General features: G+C 66.7%; 25 protein-coding genes. 8 read left to right on the top strand and 17 right to left on the bottom strand.

Going from position 1 to position 23,160, the window contains the following annotated elements:
• Positions 1 to 90 precede the first annotated feature (90 nt).
• Both ABFA30_RS14865 and ABFA30_RS14870 read left to right on the top strand, forming a co-directional pair.
• Positions 91 to 837 carry an AraC family transcriptional regulator gene (locus ABFA30_RS14865; protein WP_410045610.1) on the top strand — a complete coding sequence of 249 codons (747 nt, stop codon included), beginning with the start codon at positions 91 to 93 and terminating at the stop codon, positions 835 to 837.
• 112 nt (positions 838 to 949) lie between these two features.
• Positions 950 to 1,837: a pirin family protein gene (locus ABFA30_RS14870; RefSeq protein ID WP_410045611.1), complete on the top strand. Its 888-nt coding sequence runs from the start codon at positions 950 to 952 to the stop codon at positions 1,835 to 1,837.
• Positions 1,838 to 1,866: 29 nt separating this feature from the next.
• Here ABFA30_RS14870 and ABFA30_RS14875 read toward each other — a convergent pair whose 3' ends face one another.
• Positions 1,867 to 2,094, bottom strand: a complete 228-nt coding sequence (locus tag ABFA30_RS14875; protein WP_225789062.1) for a DUF6555 family protein — start codon at positions 2,092 to 2,094, stop codon at positions 1,867 to 1,869.
• A gap of 336 nt (positions 2,095 to 2,430) precedes the next feature.
• Here ABFA30_RS14875 and ABFA30_RS14880 point away from each other — a divergent pair, with 336 nt between their 5' ends.
• Complete coding sequence (locus ABFA30_RS14880; RefSeq protein WP_225789063.1) at positions 2,431 to 2,694, top strand: DUF1652 domain-containing protein; 264 nt, start codon at positions 2,431 to 2,433, stop codon at positions 2,692 to 2,694.
• A gap of 17 nt (positions 2,695 to 2,711) precedes the next feature.
• On the opposite strand, the gene ABFA30_RS14885 is transcribed toward ABFA30_RS14880, so the two are convergent.
• The 7 genes from ABFA30_RS14885 to ABFA30_RS14915 all read right to left on the bottom strand — a co-directional run bounded on the left by ABFA30_RS14885 (position 2,712) and on the right by ABFA30_RS14915 (position 8,756).
• Complete coding sequence (locus ABFA30_RS14885; protein ID WP_410045612.1) at positions 2,712 to 3,326, bottom strand: Yip1 family protein; 615 nt, start codon at positions 3,324 to 3,326, stop codon at positions 2,712 to 2,714.
• 95 nt (positions 3,327 to 3,421) lie between these two features.
• Positions 3,422 to 3,709, bottom strand: a complete 288-nt coding sequence (locus ABFA30_RS14890) for a hypothetical protein (RefSeq protein WP_253080236.1) — start codon at positions 3,707 to 3,709, stop codon at positions 3,422 to 3,424.
• Between the two features lie 163 nt (positions 3,710 to 3,872).
• Complete coding sequence (locus ABFA30_RS14895) at positions 3,873 to 4,478, bottom strand: START domain-containing protein (protein WP_410045613.1); 606 nt, start codon at positions 4,476 to 4,478, stop codon at positions 3,873 to 3,875.
• A 138-nt stretch (positions 4,479 to 4,616) separates the two neighbouring features.
• Positions 4,617 to 5,453, bottom strand: coding sequence for a bifunctional allantoicase/(S)-ureidoglycine aminohydrolase (locus ABFA30_RS14900; protein WP_225789066.1), 837 nt, complete (start codon positions 5,451 to 5,453; stop codon positions 4,617 to 4,619).
• Between the two features lie 133 nt (positions 5,454 to 5,586).
• Complete coding sequence (locus tag ABFA30_RS14905; protein WP_410045614.1) at positions 5,587 to 6,951, bottom strand: LLM class flavin-dependent oxidoreductase; 1,365 nt, start codon at positions 6,949 to 6,951, stop codon at positions 5,587 to 5,589.
• 16 nt (positions 6,952 to 6,967) lie between these two features.
• Positions 6,968 to 7,948, bottom strand: a complete 981-nt coding sequence (locus ABFA30_RS14910) for an aliphatic sulfonate ABC transporter substrate-binding protein (protein WP_410045615.1) — start codon at positions 7,946 to 7,948, stop codon at positions 6,968 to 6,970.
• Between the two features lie 121 nt (positions 7,949 to 8,069).
• Positions 8,070 to 8,756, bottom strand: coding sequence for a class I SAM-dependent methyltransferase (locus tag ABFA30_RS14915; RefSeq protein ID WP_410045616.1), 687 nt, complete (start codon positions 8,754 to 8,756; stop codon positions 8,070 to 8,072).
• Positions 8,757 to 8,882: 126 nt separating this feature from the next.
• Between ABFA30_RS14915 and ABFA30_RS14920 the strand changes: the two genes are divergently transcribed.
• A complete protein-coding gene (locus tag ABFA30_RS14920) occupies positions 8,883 to 10,097 on the top strand; it encodes a YeeE/YedE family protein (RefSeq protein ID WP_225789070.1) in 1,215 nt (404 codons plus the stop codon).
• Between the two features lie 153 nt (positions 10,098 to 10,250).
• On the opposite strand, the gene ABFA30_RS14925 is transcribed toward ABFA30_RS14920, so the two are convergent.
• A complete protein-coding gene (locus ABFA30_RS14925) occupies positions 10,251 to 10,580 on the bottom strand; it encodes a hypothetical protein (RefSeq protein WP_225789071.1) in 330 nt (109 codons plus the stop codon).
• 74 nt (positions 10,581 to 10,654) lie between these two features.
• Entirely contained in the window at positions 10,655 to 11,467 is an 813-nt protein-coding gene (locus tag ABFA30_RS14930) for a sulfite exporter TauE/SafE family protein (RefSeq protein ID WP_225789072.1), read from the bottom strand.
• Between the two features lie 107 nt (positions 11,468 to 11,574).
• On the opposite strand from ABFA30_RS14930, the gene ABFA30_RS14935 reads away from it, so the two are divergent.
• The gene (locus tag ABFA30_RS14935) at positions 11,575 to 12,348 is read left to right on the top strand and encodes an AraC family transcriptional regulator (protein WP_225789073.1); all 774 of its coding nucleotides are present in this window, start codon (positions 11,575 to 11,577) and stop codon (positions 12,346 to 12,348) included.
• A 188-nt stretch (positions 12,349 to 12,536) separates the two neighbouring features.
• Here the strand turns inward: ABFA30_RS14935 and ABFA30_RS14940 are convergent, their stop codons facing one another.
• From ABFA30_RS14940 to ABFA30_RS14970, 7 genes are all read right to left on the bottom strand, one after another.
• Positions 12,537 to 13,346 carry a gamma-glutamyl-gamma-aminobutyrate hydrolase family protein gene (locus tag ABFA30_RS14940; RefSeq protein WP_225789074.1) on the bottom strand — a complete coding sequence of 270 codons (810 nt, stop codon included), beginning with the start codon at positions 13,344 to 13,346 and terminating at the stop codon, positions 12,537 to 12,539.
• A gap of 361 nt (positions 13,347 to 13,707) precedes the next feature.
• Complete coding sequence (locus tag ABFA30_RS14945) at positions 13,708 to 14,490, bottom strand: amino acid ABC transporter ATP-binding protein (protein ID WP_410045617.1); 783 nt, start codon at positions 14,488 to 14,490, stop codon at positions 13,708 to 13,710.
• 22 nt (positions 14,491 to 14,512) lie between these two features.
• Positions 14,513 to 15,757: an NAD(P)/FAD-dependent oxidoreductase gene (locus ABFA30_RS14950; RefSeq protein ID WP_410045618.1), complete on the bottom strand. Its 1,245-nt coding sequence runs from the start codon at positions 15,755 to 15,757 to the stop codon at positions 14,513 to 14,515.
• A gap of 16 nt (positions 15,758 to 15,773) precedes the next feature.
• A complete protein-coding gene (locus tag ABFA30_RS14955; protein ID WP_368815576.1) occupies positions 15,774 to 16,484 on the bottom strand; it encodes an ABC transporter permease in 711 nt (236 codons plus the stop codon).
• A complete protein-coding gene (locus ABFA30_RS14960; RefSeq protein WP_253080239.1) occupies positions 16,481 to 17,200 on the bottom strand; it encodes an ABC transporter permease in 720 nt (239 codons plus the stop codon). Before ABFA30_RS14960 ends, ABFA30_RS14955 begins: the two co-directional genes overlap by 4 nt.
• A 125-nt stretch (positions 17,201 to 17,325) precedes the next feature.
• Positions 17,326 to 18,078 carry a transporter substrate-binding domain-containing protein gene (locus ABFA30_RS14965; RefSeq protein ID WP_368815577.1) on the bottom strand — a complete coding sequence of 251 codons (753 nt, stop codon included), beginning with the start codon at positions 18,076 to 18,078 and terminating at the stop codon, positions 17,326 to 17,328.
• Positions 18,079 to 18,104: 26 nt separating this feature from the next.
• Positions 18,105 to 18,977, bottom strand: coding sequence for a MurR/RpiR family transcriptional regulator (locus tag ABFA30_RS14970; RefSeq protein ID WP_410045619.1), 873 nt, complete (start codon positions 18,975 to 18,977; stop codon positions 18,105 to 18,107).
• Between the two features lie 149 nt (positions 18,978 to 19,126).
• Here ABFA30_RS14970 and ABFA30_RS14975 point away from each other — a divergent pair, with 149 nt between their 5' ends.
• From ABFA30_RS14975 to ABFA30_RS14985, 3 genes are all read left to right on the top strand, one after another.
• Positions 19,127 to 20,152, top strand: coding sequence for an Ldh family oxidoreductase (locus ABFA30_RS14975; protein ID WP_225789080.1), 1,026 nt, complete (start codon positions 19,127 to 19,129; stop codon positions 20,150 to 20,152).
• Positions 20,153 to 20,307: 155 nt separating this feature from the next.
• A complete protein-coding gene (locus tag ABFA30_RS14980) occupies positions 20,308 to 21,507 on the top strand; it encodes an aromatic amino acid transaminase (RefSeq protein WP_225789081.1) in 1,200 nt (399 codons plus the stop codon).
• Positions 21,508 to 21,862: 355 nt separating this feature from the next.
• Entirely contained in the window at positions 21,863 to 23,155 is a 1,293-nt protein-coding gene (locus ABFA30_RS14985; protein WP_253080242.1) for a serine/threonine transporter, read from the top strand.
• Positions 23,156 to 23,160: the final 5 nt, after the last annotated feature.

The following is a 23,160-nucleotide window of genomic DNA, read 5'->3' on the forward strand; positions in this document are numbered from 1 at the left end:
CTGCTATGCAGCCCATCGCCGGCAAACGCTATCGACCTGCCGGCAGACGCCTGCCACTATTCCTTCTCCACTTCCGCCTGAACACTCGCGATGAACCGACCGGCCATTCTCCCGTTCGCCGAGAACTACCGCCACGGCGAGCGCATCGCCCCGCACTGCCACGACCGTGCCCAGTTGATCCATGCCCTGAGCGGGGTGATCACGGTCAATTCGCGCCAAGGCAGTTGGGTCGTGCCGCCCGGGCGCGGGGTATGGGTGCCGGCGGCGGTGGAGCACGACCTGCGGATCGCCGGCATGGCCCGCATGCGGACCCTGTTCGTCGACCCCGGAGCGCGTCCCGATCTGCCGGGCGAATGCCAGGTGATCGAGATTTCGCCACTGCTGCGGGAGTTGATCATCCGCGCCATGGATATCCCACCCGAGCATCCCGCCCAGGGGCGTGAAGCACGCATCATGCAGTTGATCCTCGACGAGATCCGCGTACTGCCGATCATGGCCCTGCATGTGCCCAGCCCCCGCGCCCCGCAACTGCTGGCCCTGTGCGAGGCCCTGCGCGAGGCGCCGGCCGAGGCCTGGAGCCTGGCCCGGGCAGCGGCGCACAGCGGGATCAATGGGCGAACGCTGACCCGCGCCTTCCAGCGGGAGACGGGGCTCAGCTTCGTCCAGTGGCTGCGGCGCATGCGCCTGCTGGCCAGCCTGGATGCCCTGGCGGCAGGGGCGTCGGTGCTCGAGGTCGCGCTCGACCTGGGGTACGAGAGCCCCAGTGCCTTCAGCGCGATGTTCCGCAGGACGCTGGGGGTTTCGCCTTCGGCCTACTTCGGGCGGGATCGAGCCTAGGCGATCGTCGGCTTATCGTCCCATGTGTGGAACGAACAATGCCATTTCAGCTGTCTAGCGAAAGATTGGTGCCGCCGATAAGGTTATACCCAGCCAAGAGAGGAGACTTCTCATGAAAAAGATCCTGGGTATCCACCGCAGCCCCCATGCCCATTGGGTGGGTGACGGCTTTCCGGTGCGCAGCCTGTTCACCTACGACAACCTGGCCCGGCATATCAGCCCGTTCCTGCTGCTCGACTACGCCGGCCCCCACGACTTCACGCCGACCGACGCCCGCCGTGGGGTCGGCCAGCATCCGCACCGGGGCTTCGAGACCGTGACCATCGTCTACCAGGGCGAGCTGGAACACCGTGACTCCACCGGCGCCGGCGGCCTGATCGGCCCGGGCGATGTGCAGTGGATGACCGCCGCCAACGGCATCCTTCACGAGGAGTTCCATTCGCCGGCCTTCGCCCGCAGCGGCGGTACCCTGGAGATGGTGCAGCTATGGGTCAACCTGCCGGCCCGGGACAAGCGCGCCGCCGCGGGTTACCAGACCCTGCTGGCGGCAGACATCCCGGTGCTGGCGCTGGAAGGCGATGCCGGCAGCCTGCGGGTGATCGCTGGTAGCTACCAGGGCCACCCCGGCCCGGCGCGGACCTTCACCGCCATGGATGTCTGGGACCTGCGCCTGAAAGCCGGTGCCCGCGTGCAACTGCCGGTCGCCGAGGGGCGCAATGCCGCCCTGGTGGTGTTGCGCGGTACCGTGCAGGTCAACGCTGAGCGCGAAGCCGGGCCGGCCAGCCTGGTGCTGCTGCAGCACGAGGGGGCGCATGTGCAGGTCGAGGCCTTGGAGGATGCCAGCGTGTTGCTGCTCAGCGGCGAGCCGATCGACGAACCCATCGTCGGCTACGGACCGTTCGTGATGAACAGCCAGGCGGAAATCGCCGAGTCGTTCGACGATTTCCACGCCGGACGTTTCGGCCAGATGGCCGGCGCCGGAGAGGGGGCTCGCCACTGAGGCATCGCCCCGCTGGCGCCACGGGTTGATCAACCCGACTGGCGCCAGTGCACCTCGCTGATGCCGTAGCGCTCGGCCACCGGCTTGCTGACCTTCCTGATCTTCTCCCGCCCATAGCGACCGATGCGGCCAACCCCCGCATCGCAACTGGCCCAGTGCCAGGCCTCGGCGTTGTCCATGCGCTCGGCACGAATCACGAAGGATTTGTGCTGGCCGTGCAGTTGGTAGTCGATCACGAAGAGTTTTGCGTCGATCATCGGGCATCCACATCCTTTGCGCAGGCTCGGTCACAGGCCAGGTACGGACGTACCCTGGCCCTGTCCGTGGGAATGCGCAAGGCCCGCAAAAGTTTGAAAAATATTCCCAGGGCACGACGAATGGCAACGCGGCGACCGCCCGTCGTCCCGTGCAGGCATCCGATCGAACAGTCGCCGCGCGCCTGGGTTCTTCCACTAAGGTGCTAGAGGATTCGTGCACGATCATTGTCCTGGCGCATGGTCCGCCGCTTGGATATGTGCAATATCAATTGGCACCCCGCCCGCTTAAGGCGTACTCACACACAACAGGCCATCCAGTACAGAGAGGGTCGTACCATGTCGTTGATCGGAGTTTCGATGCTAGAGCTGCGTCAGTTGATCGAGCAGGCCTGCCTGCCGGACCGCTGCGAAGTCACCTGCCCGGATGGTGTCAGCCTGACCATCCGCCTCGGCCAGGGCGACAGCCTGGACGATTGCCTGACCGTGAGCGGGATCGCGCTCGACAGCCTCAACAGCTGCCGGGACATCGCGGAGCTGGTGGCGCAGTTGCGCAAGGAACAGCGCGCGAACCACAAGCCACCGCTCAAGGCCATCGCCTGACGGCGGCCGCAGCCCGGTCAGCCAAGGCTGGCCGGGCGCACGTACTCTGGCATCAAGCCGTTGAACCAGAACAGGATCATCGACACCAGGATGGTCACCAGCACCAGCAGGCCCACGCCCCAGACGCAGGTGGCCAATAGCATGGCCTGTTCCTTGTGCAGCCGCAGGAAAGTCTGCAACCCGCCATACAAGAGCACAGTGGCATAGGCCGAGGCGGCCAGCAGGGCCACGACCGCCAGCCAACGCATCGGCACCAGGCCGACGACCCCGGCGATGAACCAGGGGGTGGCGCAGTAGGCGGCGAAGCCGATGCACTGGTTCAGGCTGGGCTGCGCATCGACCCCCCGGGACATCCAGCGAATCATCACGCCCATCAGCATCACCCCGACCACGGTGGTCGCATACAGCAGGCCGGCCAATTGCGCGGCGCTGGCCATGCTCAGGCGCACCTGTTCTTCCCCTGCCAGGCTCCAGCCGAAGGTGGTGGTGCCGACGAACAGGCACAGGGCAGGGATCAGCGCCAGGGCCAGCAGGCGGGGCAGGTATTGTTGCGGGTGGGCTTCCTCGGCGCGGCGGATGTCCAGCCAGGCTTCGGCGGGGTGGGTGAAGAGCTTGAGCAAGGGACTGTTCATGGCGTTCTCCTCGGGACGCTTGGCGAGCGTGTCCTCTTGTTATGGAGAAGCGGGTGCCCTTGGGGGTTCAGACTGTTTCGCCGCCGTTGATCGCTTCACTGCAGTTCCAGCACCAGGTTCAGGCTGCCGTCGCCACATTTGCCATGATCGCGTACCACGCCATGATAGCTGCGCCCGTCCCAGACGAAGGCGACGCTGTGGGCGCGCTCGAGCTTGTCTGGCAGTGGCGGGTTGATATGCAGGCGCAGGGCGGGGCAGCCCTGCAGGTTGAGGGCGGCGACCTGGACATGGCACTCGGCACGCTGGGCCACGGGGCCGAACAGGGTGTCGCGGACGAAGTCCAGTTCCAGGCAGGCGCTGGGCGCGCGGCAGCTCATTTTCATGGCAGCAGGCCCCGGGCATGGCACTGGGGTGACGGCATGGGCTGGCTCCTTGCGTGAAAAAATGGGCTATCTCTATTTCGATAGCCTGCTCTGGGGTGGCGTTCAAATTATTTCTGCCCATCAGGGGGCGGGGCCTGATATCGCCTGTGCATGGCAAGGGCCCTCAGGGTTGCCGCTCGGCCACGGCCCTGAGCGTGCGCAGGGTCACCATGGGGGCATCCACCACGAAGCGGTTGGCCAGCCAGCCCGGCACGTCCCCGGCAGGGTCGGCCTGCAGCTGGTAGGTCACCTCGGTCTCGCGCGCGCCCAGGGGGCGCATGATCCACTCCCCGCGCAACCGCCGTACGCGGATCTGCCCAGGCACTACCGGCACCTTGCCCGGCTCGGCGCTCAGGTGGCGCAACAGGGTGCCGTCGTCCAGCCGTTCGCTGCGTACCCGCAGCACCATGTCACGCGGGCGTGCCGGCCAGGGCAGCTCGGTGGTCAGGTAGACCCGGGTCGTGTCGCCATCGACCTCCAGCAGGCGCATCGTGGCGCAGGCGTACAGCCATTTGCAGGCGACCCGCAGATTCTCCTGCAGGTCGGCCAGGGTGCGTACGCTGGCCTTGATGCGGGTGACGCCGCGAAACCGCTGGTAGGGCGAGCCGGGTACCGCGCTCAGGTAGACATCGATGCCGTCTTCCTGGTGCGCCAGGCGCCAGTCGTCGGCCAGCAGCGTGGGCGCTGCCAGCAGGAGCAGCACGGCGAGCAATCGGTGCAAGGAGGGCATGGGGCGGCGGCCGGGTGGGAAGGCGTCAGGCAAGTATGGCCGCTGGAGGCAGAGGTGCCATGAAGATCTGCGCTGTCGAGCTGTTGGGCTGTGTTGCAGCCCGCGAACAGGGCGCCAAGCGCGCCCTGTTCGCTTACCTCAACGTTGGGGGTTGAGGGTCAGGTGCACGTGGCGGTTGACGTCCTTGTACAGCAGGTAGCTGAACGGGCCCGGGCCGCCAGAGTAGCAAGCCTGCGGGCAGAAGGCGCGCAGCCACATGAAGTCGCCGGCCTCGACCTCGACCCAGTCCTGGTTCAGGCGGTACACCGCCTTGCCTTCCAGCACGTAGAGGCCGTGTTCCATGACATGGGTCTCGGCGAACGGAATCACGCCGCCGGGCTGGAAGGTCACGATGTTCACGTGCATGTCATGGCGCATGTCGGCCATGTCGACGAAGCGGGTGGTGACCCAGCGGCCTTCGGTGCCCGGCATCTCGATGACCTGGGCCTTGTCGCGGTGGGTGACGAAGGATTCCGGAACGGCCAGGCCCTCGACCTTCTGGTAGTGCTTGCGCAGCCAGTGGAAGGTGACGTTGGCCTTGCTGTTGTTGCGCAGGCTCCACTCGGCGCCTGGGGCCAGGAAGGCATAGCCGCCCGGGACCAGGGTGTGGTGCTTGCCTTCGACGGTGATGTCGATCTCGCCTTCGACCACGAACAGCACCGCTTCGGCGTTCGGGTCCAGTTCCGGCCGCTCGCTGCCGCCTTCCGGGGCGACTTCGACGATGTACTGCGAGAAGGTCTCGGCGAAGCCGGTCAATGGGCGAGCGATGACCCACATGCGCATCTTGTCCCAGAACGGCAGGTGGCTGGTGACGATGTCACGCATCACGCCCTTGGGGATGACGGCATAGGCTTCGGTGAACATGGCACGGTCAGTCAGCAGCTCGGTCTGGGCTGGGTGCCCACCGTGGGGGGCGAAGTAGGAATGGTTCGACATGGAGGGTCTCGACTTGTTGTTCTGTCCCCGTGCCGTAAGCCGCACCGGCCGGTGCGCCGCAGGGGATGCACGGACAGAATATGAGCCTTTGCCGGGTATCCACAAATTAAATGTTGAAATATCCGGTATTCATTCACTGAATGTCGACCTGGCGCCCCGCGTGCTGTTCCGGCAGCCGGTTGCCACGGCCGAACAGCTTGTGGCGCAAGGTGCCGTCGGTATAAGCCCGAGGGTAGCGGCCACGGCGTTGCAGCTCGGGCACCAGCAGTTCGACCACGTGGCGCAGGTCGTCCGGCTGTACGGCGTAGGTCAGGTTGAAGCCGTCGATGCCGGTCTGGTCGAGCCAGTGTTCCAATTGGTCGGCGACCTCTGCGGGCGAGCCCACCAGTACCGGCCCGCGTCCGCCGAGGCCGACGAACGCGGCGGCCTCGCGCACCGTCCAGCGGCGGTTCGGGTCGGCGGCGGTGAACGCGGCCAGGGCGGTGCGGCCAGCATCGTTCTCCACGTACTCGATGGGCGCGTCGGGGTCGAGGCCGGCGAAATCGATGCCGGTCCAGCCCGACAGCAAGGCCAGGGCGGCGTCCAGGTCCACGTGCCGGCGGTAATCGGCAAAGCGCGCCTGGGCCGCTTCGTGCGTGTCGGCGACGATCAGCAGTGCCTGGGCATAGATCAGTACGTCGTCGCGGCCCCGGCCGGCCGCTTCGCTGGCCTGGCGGATACCGTCGGCGTAGCGGCGCAGCACGGTGGGGGTCGGCCCGCTGATGAACACGCACTCGGCGTGCCGCGCGGCGAACTGTTGGCCACGGGCCGAGGCGCCGGCCTGGAACAGCACCGGCGTGCGCTGGGGCGAGGGCTGGCACAGGTGCATGCCGGGCACCTGGAAGTGCTCGCCATGGTGGCCGATGGGGTGCACACGGGCAGGGTCGAGGTAGCGGCCAGTCTCGCGCTCCAGTAGCACGGCGTCGTCGTCCCAGCTTTTTTCCCAGAGCTTGTACAGCACCTGCAGGTACTCCTCGGCCAGGTCGTAGCGCTGGTCGTGGCCGAGCTGGCGCGCCAGGCCCAGGTTGCGGGCGGCGCTGTCCAGGTAGCCGGTGACGATGTTCCAGCCGACCCGGCCATCGCTCAGGTGATCGAGGGTCGACATGCGCCGGGCGAAGGGGTAGGGGTGCTCGTAGGTCAGCGAGAAGGTCACGCCGAAGCCCAGGTGCCGGGTGACGCCGGCCATGGCCGGGACTAGCAGCAGCGGGTCGTTGACCGGCACCTGCACGCCGCCGCGCAGGGCCGCCTCGGGGCTGCCCTGGTAGACGTCGTAGATGCCCAGCACGTCGGCGATGAACAGGGCATCGAACAGGCCTTGCTCGAGCAGGCGGGCCAGGTCGGTCCAGTAGTCCAGGCGGTTGAAATCCACGCTGGTGTTGCGGGGGTGGCGCCACAGGCCGGGGGACTGGTGGCTGGCGGCGTTCATGCTGAAGGCGTTGAAGCGGATCGGGCGTGGCATGCGCATCTCCTTGTCGTCAGGGCAGCACGGAAGCCGGGTAGACCGCGTCGGCCACCTGCAGCTTGCGTGGGATCAGGCCCAGGCCCTGGAAGGTATCGGCCAGCTTCTGTTGCTCGGCGACGATCTGCGGGGTGATGGCCACGGCGTTGTAGTTGCGCCGCTCGCTGGCCACTTCCAGGATGTCGGCGCTGATCCCCAGTTGTGGTGCCAGCAGGCTGGCGACTTCGGCAGGCTTGGCATTGGCCCACTGGCTGACCTTGCCCAGTTCGGCGAAGAAGGTCTTGAGCAGTTCGCGGTGCTGGTCGGCGAAGCGGGCGGTGGAGAGGTAGAAGGTGCGGTTGTTCGACAGGCCGCTGCCATCGCGCAGGTTCTTCAGGCCTGGCTGTCGCTGCGCGGCGGCGAGGAACGGGTCCCACAGGGTCACGGCCTGCACGCTGCCCGACTGCAGCGCCGCCACGGCATCGGCGGCGTTGTTGACGTAGGCGGGGGTGATGTCCTTGTAGCTCAGGCCGGCCTGCTCCAGGGCGACGGCCAGCAGGTACTGGGCGTTCCAGCCGCGGCCGGTGGCCACGCGCTTGCCCTTGAGGTCCTGGACGCTGGCGAGGTGGTCCTGCTCGCGCACCACCAGGCCGATGCCGCGCGGGTAGGGCTGCTCTGCCGCCAGGTAGACCACCGGCTTGCCGGCTGCCTGGGCGAACACCGAGGGGGCGTCGGCGGCATGGCCCAGGTCGATGGCGCCGGTGCTCAAGGCTTCGAGCAACTGCGGGCCGGCGGCGAACTCGTGCCAGCTGACCTTCACGCCCTGTGGGGCGAGGGCCTTCTCCAGGGCTCCACTGCCCTTGAGGATATTGATGCTGTTGAACTTCTGGTAGCCGATGCGCAGGGTCCTGGCCTCATCGGCCAAGGCGCTGGACCAGGGTAGCAGGGCGCTGGCGACACCGGCCAGCAGGCCGCCGAGGAGCAGGCGGTGCAGGGGAGAGAAGGCACGGGCAGGCACGGGAAGATCTCCTGGAGGGCAAGGAAAATGGCCTGCCCAGCCTAAGGAGGCGTCTGGGTGCTTTCAATTTTTTAATTCCAATTTGTTAGATTGTTTTGTTCTTTATATATCGTTTTGTTTTTCAAGGTATCCCTGCCTCCGGTGCTGCTACTGCCGTGAGCAGCAACGATTGTGGCAGTGCACGCTGCGGGTGTTGCGGCTCCTGCAGGCCGGCAAGGCGATAGCCCGCCATCTCCAGGGCGTTCAACCAACTGGACAAGGTGCGGAAATACCACGGCATGGGTGCCCACTGCCCGGCGAGCGCCACGAACGTCTCTTCGCGCCAGCCATCCTGGTAATCGCCCTCGGCCATGCTCCACGGATGCAGCGTCTGGATGATCAGCGCGCCGTCTGCGGCGAGCAGCGCGTTCAGGGCGGCGAGCAACGGAATGATGTCCTGGTGCAGCAAGGCGAAGTTGGCACAGACCAGGTCGTAGCCGCGGCCAATATCCACCTGGGACTCGGTCAGTTGCGCGTAGGTAGCCAGGTGCACGCTGGCCGGACCCGCCGCCCGCGCGGCCTCGACCAGCGTCGCATCGCCGTCCACGCCCACCGCCTCGATGCCGCGCTCGCCCAGCGCACGTAGCAGCCAACCCTCACCGCAGCCGAGGTCCAGTACCCGTTGTGGCTGCCGGCCGAGTATGGCCAGCAGGATGGCCTGGTCGGTGACTTGGCGCCGGCTTTCGATGCCGCCCTCGCGCACGGCCTGGATCCAGGCCTGCGCGTTGTGGTGCCAGGTGTGCAGGACCGTGGTTTCGCTAGGTGACATGGCGGGCGCCCGATCTGGAGGGTTGGCTGCAAAAGGATAGGCCAGGTTCGTGACCTCGTCGCAGTCGTGCCCTGGCGTCTGGGGCGTTATACTCGCGGCCCCGTTCCACTGTATCTGAGTATTCCGATGGGTCTTTGCGCAACTGCCACACCCGAACCGCGCCGCCTCGGCGCGCCGCTGATCGCCCTGGCCCTGCTGCTGGCCGGCGCCTGGTTCCTCAACCTCAACGCCGGCGCCAAGCAGGTGCTGCTGCTGATCGTCGGTGCCGCCCTGGGCTTGACGCTCTACCATGCCGCCTTCGGCTTCACCTCGGCCTGGCGGGTGTTCATCAACGAACGCCGTGGCGCCGGCCTGCGTGCGCAAATGGTCATGCTGGCCCTGGCCGTGCTGCTGTTCTTCCCGGCGCTGTCGGCTGGAAGCCTGTTCGGCACCCCGGTCACCGGGCTGGTGGCGCCGGCAGGGGTGTCGGTGGTGTTCGGTGCGTTCATCTTCGGCATCGGCATGCAACTGGGCGGCGGTTGCGCCTCCGGCACGCTGTTCACCGTCGGCGGCGGCAATGCCCGGATGCTGGTCACCTTGCTGTTCTTCATCATCGGTTCGGTGACCGCCACCCACCATGTCGACTGGTGGTTCGCCCTGCCTTCGTTCCCGGCCACGTCGATCGTCCAGACATGGGGCGTGGCGCCGGCGCTGCTGGCAAGCCTGGCGCTGTTCGGGCTGATCGCCTGGGCCACCGTGGTGCTGGAGAAGCGCCGCCACGGCCAGCTCGAAAGCCCGGTGCGCAGCGAGCACCAGGGCCTGCGCCGCTTCCTGCGCGGGCCCTGGCCGCTGCTGTGGGGCGCCGTTGCCCTGGCGTTGCTCAACTACGCCACCCTGGCCCTGGCCGGGCGCCCCTGGGGCATCACCTCGGCCTTCGCCCTGTGGGGCGCCAAGACCCTGGGCGGCCTGGGCATCGATGTCGGCAGCTGGGCCTTCTGGCAGATGCCGGGTAACGCCAAGGCCCTGGCCGCGCCCCTGTGGCAAGACATCACCACCGTGATGGACATCGGCATCGTCCTCGGCGCGCTGCTGGCCGCGGGTCTGGCCGGGCGTTTCGCACCGAGCCTGAAGATCCCGCTGCCGTCGCTGGTCGCCGCGGTGATCGGCGGCCTGTTGCTCGGCTATGGCTCGCGCCTGGCCTATGGCTGCAATATCGGCGCCTATTTCAGCGGCATCGCCTCGGGCAGCGTGCACGGCTGGCTGTGGTTGGTAGCGGCCTACACCGGCAACTTGGTCGGCGTACGCCTGCGACCGCTGTTCTTCGCGGGCGAGCGACGAGCACCGGCGCTGAGCGGCTGCTGAGCCTTCCCCCGCGCGCTGGCCGTTCAGGGCCAGCGCCACCCCGCGAGCCTGACCTGTGAGGTCAGGCTTGAGTGGAGCATCTTGAGAAATTACATTAACTAAATCTCGTAATTACTTTATAAAAATCAATTAACTTATTGTTTTCATGGAGAATTATCTTCTGGCGACAGCATGCTGGACGCACTGCTCGTAGTACGTCTGCTTGATCGCTGCCGGCTTGAGCCGCGAGCGGCTGTTGTAGGTTTGTTCGGTAATCCCGAAGGCGGTCATGCGCATCCATGGCTTGGGGAACTTGCGTGCCTGCAGTTTCTTGCGTGTGGCATACAAGGTAACGCCAGAGAGCTTGGCGTGCTGCGCCTCGGCGGCGATCTGCGAACCCCAGTTGCAGACATGGCGATCGTTCTGGTTCAAGGCCCTGGCCTGGACACCGGAAGCCACCGTGATCAACAGGCAGCCGGCGACCGTTGCTAGAAATACCCGCATGTTGCTGTCCTAAGCTTATGAAGGAAAAGGGAGTTTGCCTTCGCTTGGAGTGGCCGGGGGCCAGCAATTTGCCGTCAGGGGCCTACCAGCAGCATCGTCAGCAACACGATCCCCAGCAGTACCAGGTAGGCGCGCGCGTGCAGGCCATCGGCGATCCGCCCGACCAGCGGTGCGGCCAGGCGCATGCCCAGCCAGGCGCCGAGCACCAGGGCAGCCGCGGCCGGCAGGTCGATGAAGCCAAGATAACCATCGCCCAGGCCTCGGCCCGATGCCGGCAATACGGCATAGACCAGCGTGGCCGCCAGCGCCATGGGCAGGGAGAGCGGGTTGGCCATGGCCGTGGCGCTGAGCATGCTCGCGCCACGCCTGCGCATCAGCGGCACGGTCATCACGCTGCCGCCCACGCCGAGCAAGGCTGCCAGCGCGCCAATGGGCAGGCCGGCCAGGGTCGCACCCGCTCGGCCCAAGGGGCGCAGCCTGGCCCCTTCGTGAAGGAAGCCTGGGCGCAGCCAGCCATCGAGCAGGCTGGCCACCAGGTAGGCGACGAACACCCAACGCAGCCAGGTGCTGTCGAGGTGCAGTGCCGCGAAGGCACCGAGCAGGGCGCCCAGGGCGATGCTGGGCGCGAGCGGGCGGACCAGGCCCCAGCGCAGGCTACCCGCGCGATGATGGCGCCAGGTCGCCAGGGCGCTGCTGACGATCATCACGGCGGAGGAGGTCGCGACGGCGACCTGCATGGCGTGCTGGCCGACCAGCGAGCTGGCTTCATGGTTGGCCAGCAGCAGGGCATACAGCAGCGGTACGGCGAAGAAACCACCGCCGAAGCCGAACAGCAGGGTGGTGATACCGGCACACAGGCCGAATGCACCGAGCAATGGATACAGCATCGATCTGCCTCCCAGGCGTATGGAGGCCGGCAGCGTAGAGCGAGCAGGCTTGGCCGGCATGCGCGAATCGGCCAATAATCATCGTGTTCAGGCCAGAGGCTTCAGCCATGCGCAACATCCCCTTGGCCCAGGTCGATGCCACCCCCCGGCCTGTGTTGGCGATCGGCACCGATTACGCGCCGGGCACGCTGTTGCCCAGCCACACCCACCGGCGGGCCCAGTTTCTCTATGGCATGAGTGGGCTGATGGAGGTGCAGACCGACGATGGCTCCTGGGTCATCCCGCCGCACAACGGCGTCTGGATCCCGCCGGGCAAGCCGCACCAGGTGCGCATGCAGGGGGTGAGCACGCGCAGCCTGTACATCGAGCCGCAGGCGGCGCCGCGCGCGGGCACCTCGTGCGAGGCGCTACGGGTCAGCCCGTTGTTGCATGAGTTGCTGCTGGCCAGCGTGGAGATACCGCCGTTGTATGACGTGCAGGGGCGGGACGGGGTATTGCTGGCACTGATTCTCCATGAGCTGAGCCTAGCGCCGCGCCTGCCACTGTTCGCGCCGATACCCGCCGAGCCTCGGCTGGCGGGGCTGTGCCGGGCGTTCCTGCGTGCCCCGGACATCCGCGTCGATGCCGAGGGCTGGGCCCGGCAATCGAACCAGAGCCTGCGCACCTTCAATCGCCGGTTTCGCCAACTGACTGGCTTGTCGTTCGGTGCCTGGCGCCAGCAGGCGTGTGTGATGGCGGCAGTGACCCGGTTATCGGCGGGCGAGGCGGTCACCCGGATTGCCCTGGACCTGGGCTACGACAGCCCCAGCGCTTTTTCCAGCATGTTCCGCCGGGTCATGGGGCGGGCGCCGTCGGCGTTCAGCCGGCGCGAGGGGGGCTGAGAGAGCATTTGGGCCGCCTTGCAGCCCCAGGAGCAGGGCATTGGCAGTAGGGATAAAAAAAGATCGCGCAGACAGGCACAAGCCCGCCGCCCGTTTCCACAGGAGATGTTCTGGGACCAGCAGAGGGTGACCTGGGGAAACGGGGGCGACCTTGCGCCGCCCCGCGATCAAAGCTAACGAAGAACGGGTCAGGCCGCCTGGTTGCGCTTGACCTGGGCCTTGCGCACCTGGGCGCGGCAGGCGTCGCCGAAGGCCTGGAAGATCCTGATCGAGTCAGGGTTCTTCGCGGCCTGCCATTCCGGGTGCCACTGCACGGCGAACAGGAACGGCGAGATGCCCGGGGCGTGGATCGCCTCGACCAGGCCATCCTCGGCATGGGCGATCGGCTCGATGCCCTTGCCCAGGTTGCGCAGGCCCTGGCCATGCAGCGAGTTGACGCGGATCTCGTCGGTGCCGAGGGTCTCGCGCAGCCAGCTGCCAGGCTGGATCTTCACGCTGTGTACGGCCTGGTACTGGATCTCGACCGGGTCCTCGGGGTTTTCCCGATGGTCGTTGAAGCCAGGCTCGGCGTAGACCTTCTGGTAGATGTCGCCGCCCAGGGCGACGTTGATTTCCTGCATGCCCCGGCAGACGCCGAAGATCGGCAGGCCACGGGCGATGGCCATCTTCACCAGGGGGATGTCGAACAGGTCGCGGTCCTTGTCCTGGGCCTTGCCCGGGGTCAGGTTTTCCTGGCCGTAGAGGGCCGGGTCGATGTTGCTGCCCGCGCCGGTGAGGTAGACGCCGTCGGCCATGTCGAGGTAAGTCTCGAGGTCTTCGGTCCCGCAGCAGGTGGGGACCAGGACCGGGACGCAACCGGAGAATTCGACCAGCGGGGTGATGTATTTGTGGGTCATGACCTGGTAGTCATGGCCTTTGCGCTCCTGGGTGCCCATGGTCATCAGGACGACGGGTTTGCGCAGGGTGGGTTGCTTGTTGCCAATGTTGCTGTTGGACATATGTCACCTTAGGACAGGTTCTACCTGTCGTTGTTGTGCAGGCGCACGGCCTGGGCCTTGTGTGCGGCCTGGGGCCCCGAGCACTGCCGGCTCGCCGGAGGGGCGTTTCCGGTCGGGGCTTGATTCATAGCTTGCCAGAGCCGTTCGATATGTCAAACGACTGGCAGGGCGGTCTGGCGCCGGTTTTCGGGGGCTGCAGGGCGTACAAGCCTGAGGTGGCAAGGGTTTGGCGGAGGTTGAGGTCAATAATATTTAACGATGCAGTTGGGTCTTTGCGTGGCTGCAATGAAAGGGCGGTGCGGGCTCATTCCTGGCGGTTCGTCGGCCCGACAAGCTTGGGGCTGCTTTGCAGCCCCCCTGGTCAGTGCAGGATCTGCTTGAGAAACGCCTGCGCCCGCACCGTGCGGGGCTGGTTGAAGAACACCTCCGGCGCGCTGTCCTCGATGATCTGCCCACCTTCGAGGAACAACACGCGCTCGGCCACCTGGCGGGCGAAGCCCATCTCGTGGGTGACGCAGAGCATGGTCATGCCGGTCTGCGCCAACTGCACCAGCACGTCCAGCACCTCGGCGACCATCTCCGGGTCGAGCGCCGAGGTGGGCTCGTCGAACAGCATGATCCGCGGCTTCATGCACAGCGCCCGGGCGATGGCCACGCGCTGCTGCTGGCCGCCGGACAGCTGGCTGGGGTACTTGTGCGCCTGGTTCTCGATACCGACCTTGCGCAGGTACATCCGCGCCCGCTCCTCGGCGTCCTTGCGCGACAGGCCACGCACGCTGGTGGGCGCCAGCAGGCAGTTGTCCAGCACGCTCATGTGCGGGAACAGGTTGAAGTGCTGGAACACCATGCCGATCTCGCTGCGCACCTGGGCGGCCTGGCCAGTGGTGGCGGCCAGGTCGGTGCCGGCAACCCGGATGCTGCCTTGCTCGGCGATCTCTAGGCGATTGATGCAGCGGATCAGCGTCGACTTGCCCGAGCCGGATGGGCCGCAGAGCACGATACGCTCGCCTTCGCGTACCTCCAGGTCGATATCGCGCAGCACGTGGAAGGCGCCGTAGTGCTTGTTCAGGCCCTCGATACGGATCAGCACCGGGCGCGGGTCGGTTTCAGGGGCGAAGCTGGCAAGGCTCAGTGGGGCGGTCATCTTGTTGTTCTCCCGCATAGGTTCAGTCGAAGCGAGTGGCGCTGTAGGGCGCCGGGTCGGTGAAGGGCGCCTGCCCGGTGACCAGCTCGGCCAGCAGGCGGCCGCTGACCGGGCCCAGGGTCAGGCCGTGGTGGGCATGGCCGAAGTTGAACCACAGGTTGGCGTGGCGCGGCGCCGGGCCGATTACCGGGCGCATGTCTGGCAGGCACGGGCGCCGGCCCAGCCAGGGCCTGTCGTCGAGGCGTTCGCCCAGCGCCGGGAATAGCTTGCGCGCCAGGGCTTCGCAGCGGCCTAGCTGGATCTCGTTGCCCGGCGCATCCGCGGCGGCGAACTCGATGCCGGTGGTCAGGCGCACGCCCCGGGCCATGGGCGCCAGCACATAACCGCCCTGGGTATCGCAGATCGAGTGGCCGAGCTCGGCACCGTCGCGGGTGGCGTAATGCATGTGGTAGCCGCGCTTGATCGCCAGCGGGAAGCGGTAGCCCAGCGGTTCGAACAGCTCGGCCGACTGTGGGCCGAGGCAGGCCACCACTTCGTCGGCCTCAAGCGGGCCACGGCGGCTGTCCACCTGCCAGCGCTCGCCGAGCCAGCGCAGGCTGCGCGCATCGCCCTGCAGGAACTGCCCGCCACGCTGGACGAACAGTGCGGCATAGCCGCGGGTCAGGGCGCCGGGGTCGCTCACGGTCTTCGGGTCGAGCCAGTGGATGCCGCCCAGCACGTCGCCCTCCAGGCGCTGTTCGCGGGCTTGCAGTTGCTCGCGCTCGAGGATTTCGTACTGCAGGCCGTAGCGCGCCAGGCCGTGCAGGTCGGCCTTGGCCCGGTCGAACAGGCGTGGGTCACGGTACACCTCGATCCAGCCCTTGGCCTGCACCAGTGCACCGAGGCCGGCGGCCTCGATCAGGGCGTCGTGCTCCTCGACGCAACGTTGCACCAGCGGCAGCATGTCGGCCGCCGCGCCGGCCAGGCGCCCTGGGGCCGATTGCTGCCAGTAGCGCAACAGCCAGGGCGCGGCCTTGGGCAGGTGGACCAGGCTGTAGCGCACGTCTGGCTGGCGGTTCAGGCCATAGCGCAGCAGGGCGCCGAGGTTGCGCGGGAAGGCATAGGGAATCACGCTGGAACGCTCGATCAGCCCGGCGTTGCCATGGCTGGTGCCGCTGCCGGGCGTGTCGCGGTCGAGCAGGATCACCTGGCGTCCGCGCGCCTGCAGGTGCAGCGCGGTGCTGACGCCGACGATGCCGGCGCCGAGGACAAGGGTTTGGCAGTGCATGGGGCGTATCCTTCGGTCAGTTCAGATGGCGGCCCAGGCGGGCTTCCAGGTGTTTCAGGGCGCGCCGCACGAGTTCCACGATCACCAGGTAGAGCACGGCGGCCCACAGGTAGATCTGGAAGTCGAAGCTGCGCGAGAAGGCCAGCTTGGTCACGCCCATCAGGTCGTAGATGGTCACTAGCGAGGCGATGGCGCTGGCCTTGATCATCAGGATCAGCTCGTTGCCCAGTGGGCCGATGGCCACCAGCAGCGACTGCGGCAGGATCACCTTGAAGAAGGTGGTCGAGCGCTTCAGGCTCAGGGCCCGCGCCGCCTCGTACTGGCCGGGGGCGATGGCCAGCAGGCTGGCGCGGAAGATCTCCGCCTGGTAGGCGGCGGTGTTCAGGGTGAAGGCCAGCAGGGTGCAGTACCAGGCTTCGCGGAAGAACCACCACAGGCCCAGCTCCTGCCAGAAGCCCTTGAGCGAGCCGAGGCCGTAGTACAGCAAGAACAGCTGGGCCAGCAGCGGCGAGCCACGGAAGAAGTAGATGTAGCCGGCGGCCAGGCGTTGCAGCAGTTGGCTGCGCGACAGGCGCGCCAGGGCCAGCAGTAGGCCGAGCGCCGCGCCCAGGCTGAAGGAGATCGCCACCAGCTTGGCGGTCACCAACAGGCCGTCGAGAAAGCGCGGGCCGTAGCGCTCCAGCAGGTCGGGGTCCAGCACCATGGCCAGCCATTGTTCGACGCTCATGCCCGGGCTCCTTGCAGGTGGCGGTTGCAGCGCCGTTCGATGAGGGCGAAGACCCTGCCCGACAGCGCCGAGAACAGCAGGTAGCCCAGGCAGGCCACGCCGTAGAAGAACATCGGCTCCTTGGTCACGCTGACCGCCAGGTTGGTCTGGCGCATCAGGTCGACCAGGGAGATGGTCGACACCAGCGAGGTGTCCTTGAGCAACGACAGCCAGTTGTTGGACAGACCAGGCAGGGCGATGCGGGTGAGTTGCGGCAGCACCACCTTGAAGAACCCCGTGCGCCGGCTCAGGCCCAGGGCGGCGCAAGCCTCCACCTGGCCCTTGGGCAGGGTCTTGAAGGCGGCCAGCCAGATCTCGCTGGAAAAGGCGGCGAACACCAGGCTGAAGGCGATCATCGCGGCGAGGAAGGTGTTGATCAGCACCTCGCCTTCATAGCCCAGGGCCGCCAGCAGCGTCTGCGCGGCGATCTGGCAGCCGTAGTAGATGATCAGCAGGGTCAGCAGCTCGGGCAGGCCACGGAACACGGTGGAGAACGTGGTCGCCCAGGCGCGGGGCAGGCGCTTGCGCGAACGCGCGGCGAGGGCCACGAGCAGGCCCAGGGGCAGGCCGATGGGCAGGCAGGCCAGGGCCAGCGACAGGGTCACCAGGGCGCCGGCCAGCAGCGCCTGGCCCCAGCCGCCACTGGCGAAAGACAGCAAGGACAATTGATCGAGCATGGTGTATCTCCACACTGTCGCTATCGGGGGCGCTTCGTGCCCCTTTCGCGACGCAAGGCCGCTCCCACAGGGGTGGCGCCGAGCTCAAGAGCGGCGCAGCCTCCATGGGAGAGGGCGGTCGCAGGTCAGTTGTAGATATCGAAGTCGAAGTACTTGCTGGCGATCTTCTGGTAGGTGCCGTTGGCGACGATCTCGGCCAACGCCTGGTTCAGGCGCTGGCGCAGGGCGTCGTCGTCCTTGCGCACGGCGATGGCGGCGTTGGCCTTGGTGCCGGCGACGTCGCCGAGGATCCGGCAGCAGGCCTGGCCGTTCTTGTCCATCCACTCGTGCAGGGGGAACTTGTCGGCGATCACCCCGTCCAGGCGGCCGGAGGCCAGGTCGGCGTTGGCCTCGTCCATGGTGGGGTAGAGCTTCACGTCGGCGCCGGCCCTGGCGTAGACGTCCTCGGCGTAGATGGCCTGGGTCGAGGAAGACTGGGCGCCGATGGTATAGCCCTTGAAGTCGGTCTGGGCATCGGTGATCGGGCTGTCCTTGGCCACCGCGACGGCCAGCGGGGTGCGGTAGTAAGGGTCGCTGAAGGCGATTTTCCTGCGCCGTTCCTCGGTATCGATCATCGAGGCGACCACGGCATCGTACTTGCGGGCCATCAGCGCCGGGATGATGCCTTCCCAGTCCTGGGCCACCAGGGTGCACTCGACCTTCATCTGCGCGCACAGGGCATGGGTGATATCGATGTCGAAGCCATGCAGCTTGTTATCGGCGTCGACATAGTTGAAGGGCGGGTAGGCGCCCTCGGTGGCGAACCGCAAGGTCTCGGCACTGGCGGCGCCCGCCAGCAGCAGGGCGCACGCACCCACCACAGCCATGGTCTTTTTCATTTCGCACCTCTGTACTTGCACTCTTGCTATTGTTGTTTGCCCGCTGGCCACGAGGTGTAGCCGACGAACTCGTTATGTAGAGCGGCAGTCGCTTCCAAGCGTCTTTCAACATCGGGCCCGAGTTTCCTGCAGACCTCATTGACCATCAGGTGCACCCACGACAGCATCGCCGAGGTGGACTCCCAGAACAGGTTGAATTCGGTGGGGATGCGGAACACCTCGTCGGCGTTGGCCTCGGCCCAGTCACAGAAGGTGTCGGTCACCAAGGTGACCGGAATGCCGGCCTGGCGTGCCTTCTGGCACAGCTGCAGGGCATGGCGTGAATAGCGGCGCGCCTCGAACACCAGCAAGGCGCTGTCCTCGGCGCGGCCAAGCAAGACCTCGCCGAAGTGCCCGGCGCTGCCATCGACCAGTTGCACACCGTCGCGCAGGTACTGCATCAGGTGACTCATGCACATGGCGATGCCGCGTTCGGTCTGGAAACCGGCGACGAACACCCGCGGCTTGTCCGCCAGGCGCTGGGCCACCTGCTGCCAGGCCTGGCCACGGCTGTATTCGTGCACCCGCACCAGTGCCGCGATCTCCAGCTCCAGGCTGCCGGCGCTGTCGGCAGCTTCGCGGTTCTGGCGGTAGGCTTGCAGGCGATCCCCCACCAGCCAGGGGCCGTCGCCCAGGTCGCTCTGCAGGTCTTGCTTGAGCGCCTTGAGGTGGGCATAGCCCAGGGCGCGGCAGAAGCGGCCGACACTGGACTCGCTGACGCCCAGCTTGGCGGCGATGCTGGCCGAGGTCTGGAACGGCAGCTCGTGCAGGTTGGCGAGCATGTAGCTGGCGATCTTGCGGCCCGAGGCGGTGGCGCCGTGCAGGCTGTTCTCCAGGCGTTGCTTGATCGGTTGGCTCATGTCGCGGCTCCGGGCTGGCTGAGGCGTGGGATAGAAAATGGATGTTTTCTGTCACTAAGTCAATATTTGACAGATAACTGCCATTCGCGGGAAAGTCTTCGCCATTGCCTTACGCTGTAGCCATTCCAATGCCAAGAAAGGAGCTCCAGATGTCCGCACCTTCCGCCAGCCCCGTCGTGCGCGTGCCTTTTGCCGAGCTGCAGGCGCTGCTGCAACGTATCTTCCTGCGTCACGGCTGTTCCGAGGCGGTGGCCGCGGTGCTCGCCCACAACTGCGCCAGCGCCCAGCGCGATGGCGCCCACAGCCATGGCGTGTTCCGCATGCCCGGCTACGTCTCTACCCTGGCCAGCGGCTGGGTCGATGGCCGTGCCCAGCCCCAGGTGAGTGACGTGGCGTCGGGGTACGTGCGCGTCGACGCCGCTGGCGGTTTCGCCCAGCCGGCCCTGGCGGCGGCCCGGGCGCTGCTGGTAGAGAAGGCTCGCAGCGCCGGGATCGCGGTGCTGGCGATCCACAACTCGCACCACTTCGCCGCCCTTTGGCCGGACGTGGAGCCCTTCGCGGACGAAGGGCTGGTGGCGCTCAGCGTGGTCAACAGCATGACCTGCGTGGTGCCCCATGGGGCGCGTAAGCCGCTGTTCGGCACCAACCCCATCGCCTTTGCCGCGCCTTGCGCAGGGCATGATCCGATCGTCTTCGACATGGCCACCAGCGCCATGGCCCATGGCGACGTGCAGATCGCCGCCCGGGCGGGCGAGACGTTGCCGCCGGGCATGGGCGTGGACGCCGAGGGCCAGCCGACCTGCGACCCGGCGGCGATCCTCGAAGGCGGCGCGCTGCTGCCGTTTGGCGGGCACAAGGGCTCGGCGCTGTCGATGATGGTCGAGTTGCTGGCGGCGGCGCTGACCGGTGGGCATTTCTCCTGGGAGTTCGATTGGTCCGGGCATCCGGGGGCGAAGACGCCCTGGACCGGGCAACTGATCATCGTCATCGACCCGAGCAAGGCACAAGGGCAGCGGTTTGCCCAGCGCAGCCGGGAGCTGGTGGAGCAGATGCAGGCGGTGGGGCTGACCCGTATGCCGGGGGAGCGGCGCTACCGCGAGCGGGAGGTGGCCGAGCGGGAAGGCGTGGCACTGAGCGAGCAGGAGTTGCAGGGGCTCGAGGCGCTGGCTGGCTGACACGGCCCAATGGCCGCTCAGAGCATACCGCTGTCCTTATGTCGTGCAGGCCTGCACTGAACACCTTGCACATCAGTGATGTTCCTGCGGCGCCACTGCAGGTATCCTCGGGGGCAGCATTTCCCGAACTGTCCTGATCCAAGGAGCTGTGCGCTGTGTTCAAACATGTCGATGCCTATGCCGGCGACCCGATTCTCTCGCTGATGGAGACCTTCAAGGCCGACCCACGTGCCGACAAGGTCAACCTGAGTATCGGCCTGTACTACGATGAGGCTGGCGTGGTGCCGCAACTGGCGGCGGTGGGCGAGGTGGAGAAGCGCCTGGCCGGCCAGCCCCACGAGGCTTCCCTGTACCTGCCGATGGAAGGTCTGGCCAGCTATCGCCAGGCGATCCAGGCCCTGCTGTTCGGTGCCGATCACCCGGCGGTGGCAGGCGGTCGCGTGGCCACCGTGCAGACCGTGGGCGGCTCCGGGGCGCTGAAGGTCGGTGCGGACTTCCTCAAGCGTTACTTCCCGCAGTCCGAGGTCTGGGTCAGCAACCCGACCTGGGACAACCACCGGGCGATCTTCGAGGGCGCGGGCTTCAAGGTCCACACCTACCCGTACTTCGACCCGGCCAGCCGTGGCCTGGACTTCGCCGGCATGCTCGCCACCTTGCAGGGGCTGGCGCAGAACAGCATCGTCCTGCTGCACCCGTGCTGCCACAACCCCACTGGCGTCGACCTGGACCAGAACCAGTGGCAGCAGGTGGTCGAGGTGGTCAAGGCGCGCCAGCTGATCCCGTTCCTCGACATCGCCTACCAGGGCTTCGGCGAAGGCCTGGTGGAAGACGCCTACGCCATCCGCGAAATGGCCCGCGCCGGGGTGCCGTGCCTGGTCAGCAACTCGTTCTCGAAGATCTTCTCGCTGTACGGCGAGCGGGTAGGGGGCCTGTCGGTGGTCTGCGACGACGACGCCACCGCTCAGAGCGTGCTCGGCCAGCTCAAGGCCACCGTGCGCCGCAACTATTCCAGCCCGCCCTGCCACGGCGCCCAACTGGTCGCCGGCGTGCTCGGCGATGCCGCGCTCAATGCCCAGTGGGTGGCGGAAGTGGAAGCGATGCGCAAGCGTATCCTCGACATGCGCCAGGGGCTGGTGGACCTGCTCGGTGAACTGCTGCCGGGCCAGGACTTCCAGTTCTTCCTGCGCCAGCGCGGCATGTTCAGCTACACCGGTTTGAGCGTCGAGCAGGTACGTCGCCTGCGGGACGAGTTCGGCGTGTACCTGATCGACAGCGGCCGGGTGTGCATGTCGGGCCTGCGCCCGGCCAACCTGCGCCGTGTGGCCGAGGCATTCGCGGCCGTTCAACAGGGTTGATGCAGGCGGGCACCCTTTCGGGGTGCCTGGTCGATCACATTCGCGGGCAAGCCCGCTCCCATGATCCTGCCAGTCGTATCGTTGGCGACCGGCTCGGCCCCTGTGGGAGCGGGCTTGCCCGCGAGTGCGTTCGCCGCCAGGCTTCCTGGGTGAAGGTGCAACCCATTCCTCCAATCAGGTAACGCCTGGTTTCAGAAAATTCCCACTCAAGGTGCAACCGTCCCTCGGGCAGGGCTATGCAAGTGCAACCCAATCAGCGCACAATCGCGCCCCTCTTTTTCGGTTGAGGTGCGCGAGGCCTTGTGTTTCGCCGCTCTCAGCCTGTTGCAGTCTTGCGAGTGGAGTTGCACCCGGAATGAATGAGCAGGCCCCAAGCGTCGAACGGCGCTTCGAAGAATCGACCCCCGCCACCCTCGGCAGCTGGTCGCGACAAGACACCACCTGGATGCTGGGCCTGTTCGGCACGGCGATCGGCGCCGGAACCCTGTTCCTGCCGATCAACGCCGGCCTCGGCGGTTTCTGGCCGCTGCTGATCCTGGCCGTGCTGGCCTTCCCCATGACCTACTACGCCCACCGCGGGCTGACCCGCTTCGTGCTCTCCGGGCGCAACGGCGGCGATATCACCGAGGTGGTCGAGGAACACTTCGGCATCACGGCCGGTGCCCTGATCACCGTGTTGTACTTCTTCGCCATCTTCCCGATCCTGCTGATCTACAGCGTGGCCTTGACCAACACCGTCAGCAGCTTCATGGAACACCAGTTGCACATGACCCCGCCACCGCGGGCGCTCCTGTCGTTCCTGCTGATCTTCGGCTTGCTGCTGGTGGTGCGCTGCGGTGAACAGGCCACGGTCAAGGTCATGAGCCTGCTGGTGTACCCGTTCATCGTCGCCCTGGCGCTGCTGGCCCTGTACCTGGTGCCGCACTGGAATGGCGGCATCCTCGACAGCGCCACCCAGCTGCCGTCTGGCTCGGCCTTCCTGCACACCTTGTGGCTGGCGATCCCGGTGATGGTGTTCTCCTTCAACCACTCGCCGATCATCTCGGCCTTCGCCGTCGACCAGAAGCGTCGCTACGGCGAACATGCCGATGAGCGCAGCGGCCAGATCCTGGCCCGCGCCCATCTGCTGATGGTAGCCATGGTGCTGTTCTTCGTCTTCAGCTGCGTGCTGACCCTCAGCAGCGCCCAACTGGCCGAGGCCAAGGCGCAGAACCTGTCGATCCTGTCGTACCTGGCCAACCATTTCAGCAACCCGACCATCGCCTTCGCCGCGCCGTTGATCGCGTTCATCGCCATCGCCAAGTCGTTCCTGGGGCACTACATCGGGGCCAGCGAAGGCCTCAAGGGCATCATCGCCAAGACCGGCCTGCGCCCAGGCGCCAAGGCCATGGACCGTGTAGTCGCTGCGCTGATGCTGGTGGTGTGCTGGATCGTCGCCACCCTCAACCCGAGCATCCTGGGCATGATCGAGTCCCTCGGCGGCCCGATCATCGCTGCGCTGCTGTTCCTCATGCCGATGTACGCCATCCGCCGCGTGCCGTCGATGCGCAAGTACAGCGGCGCGCTGTCCAACGTCTTCGTCGTGGTGCTTGGCCTGATGGCCATGTCCTCGGTGGTCTACTCGGTGGTCGATAGCCTGCTGGGGTGAGGGGG

This window comes from Pseudomonas sp. HLMP (assembly GCF_046365545.1).
Taxonomy (GTDB): Bacteria; Pseudomonadota; Gammaproteobacteria; order Pseudomonadales; family Pseudomonadaceae; genus Aquipseudomonas; species Aquipseudomonas guariconensis_B.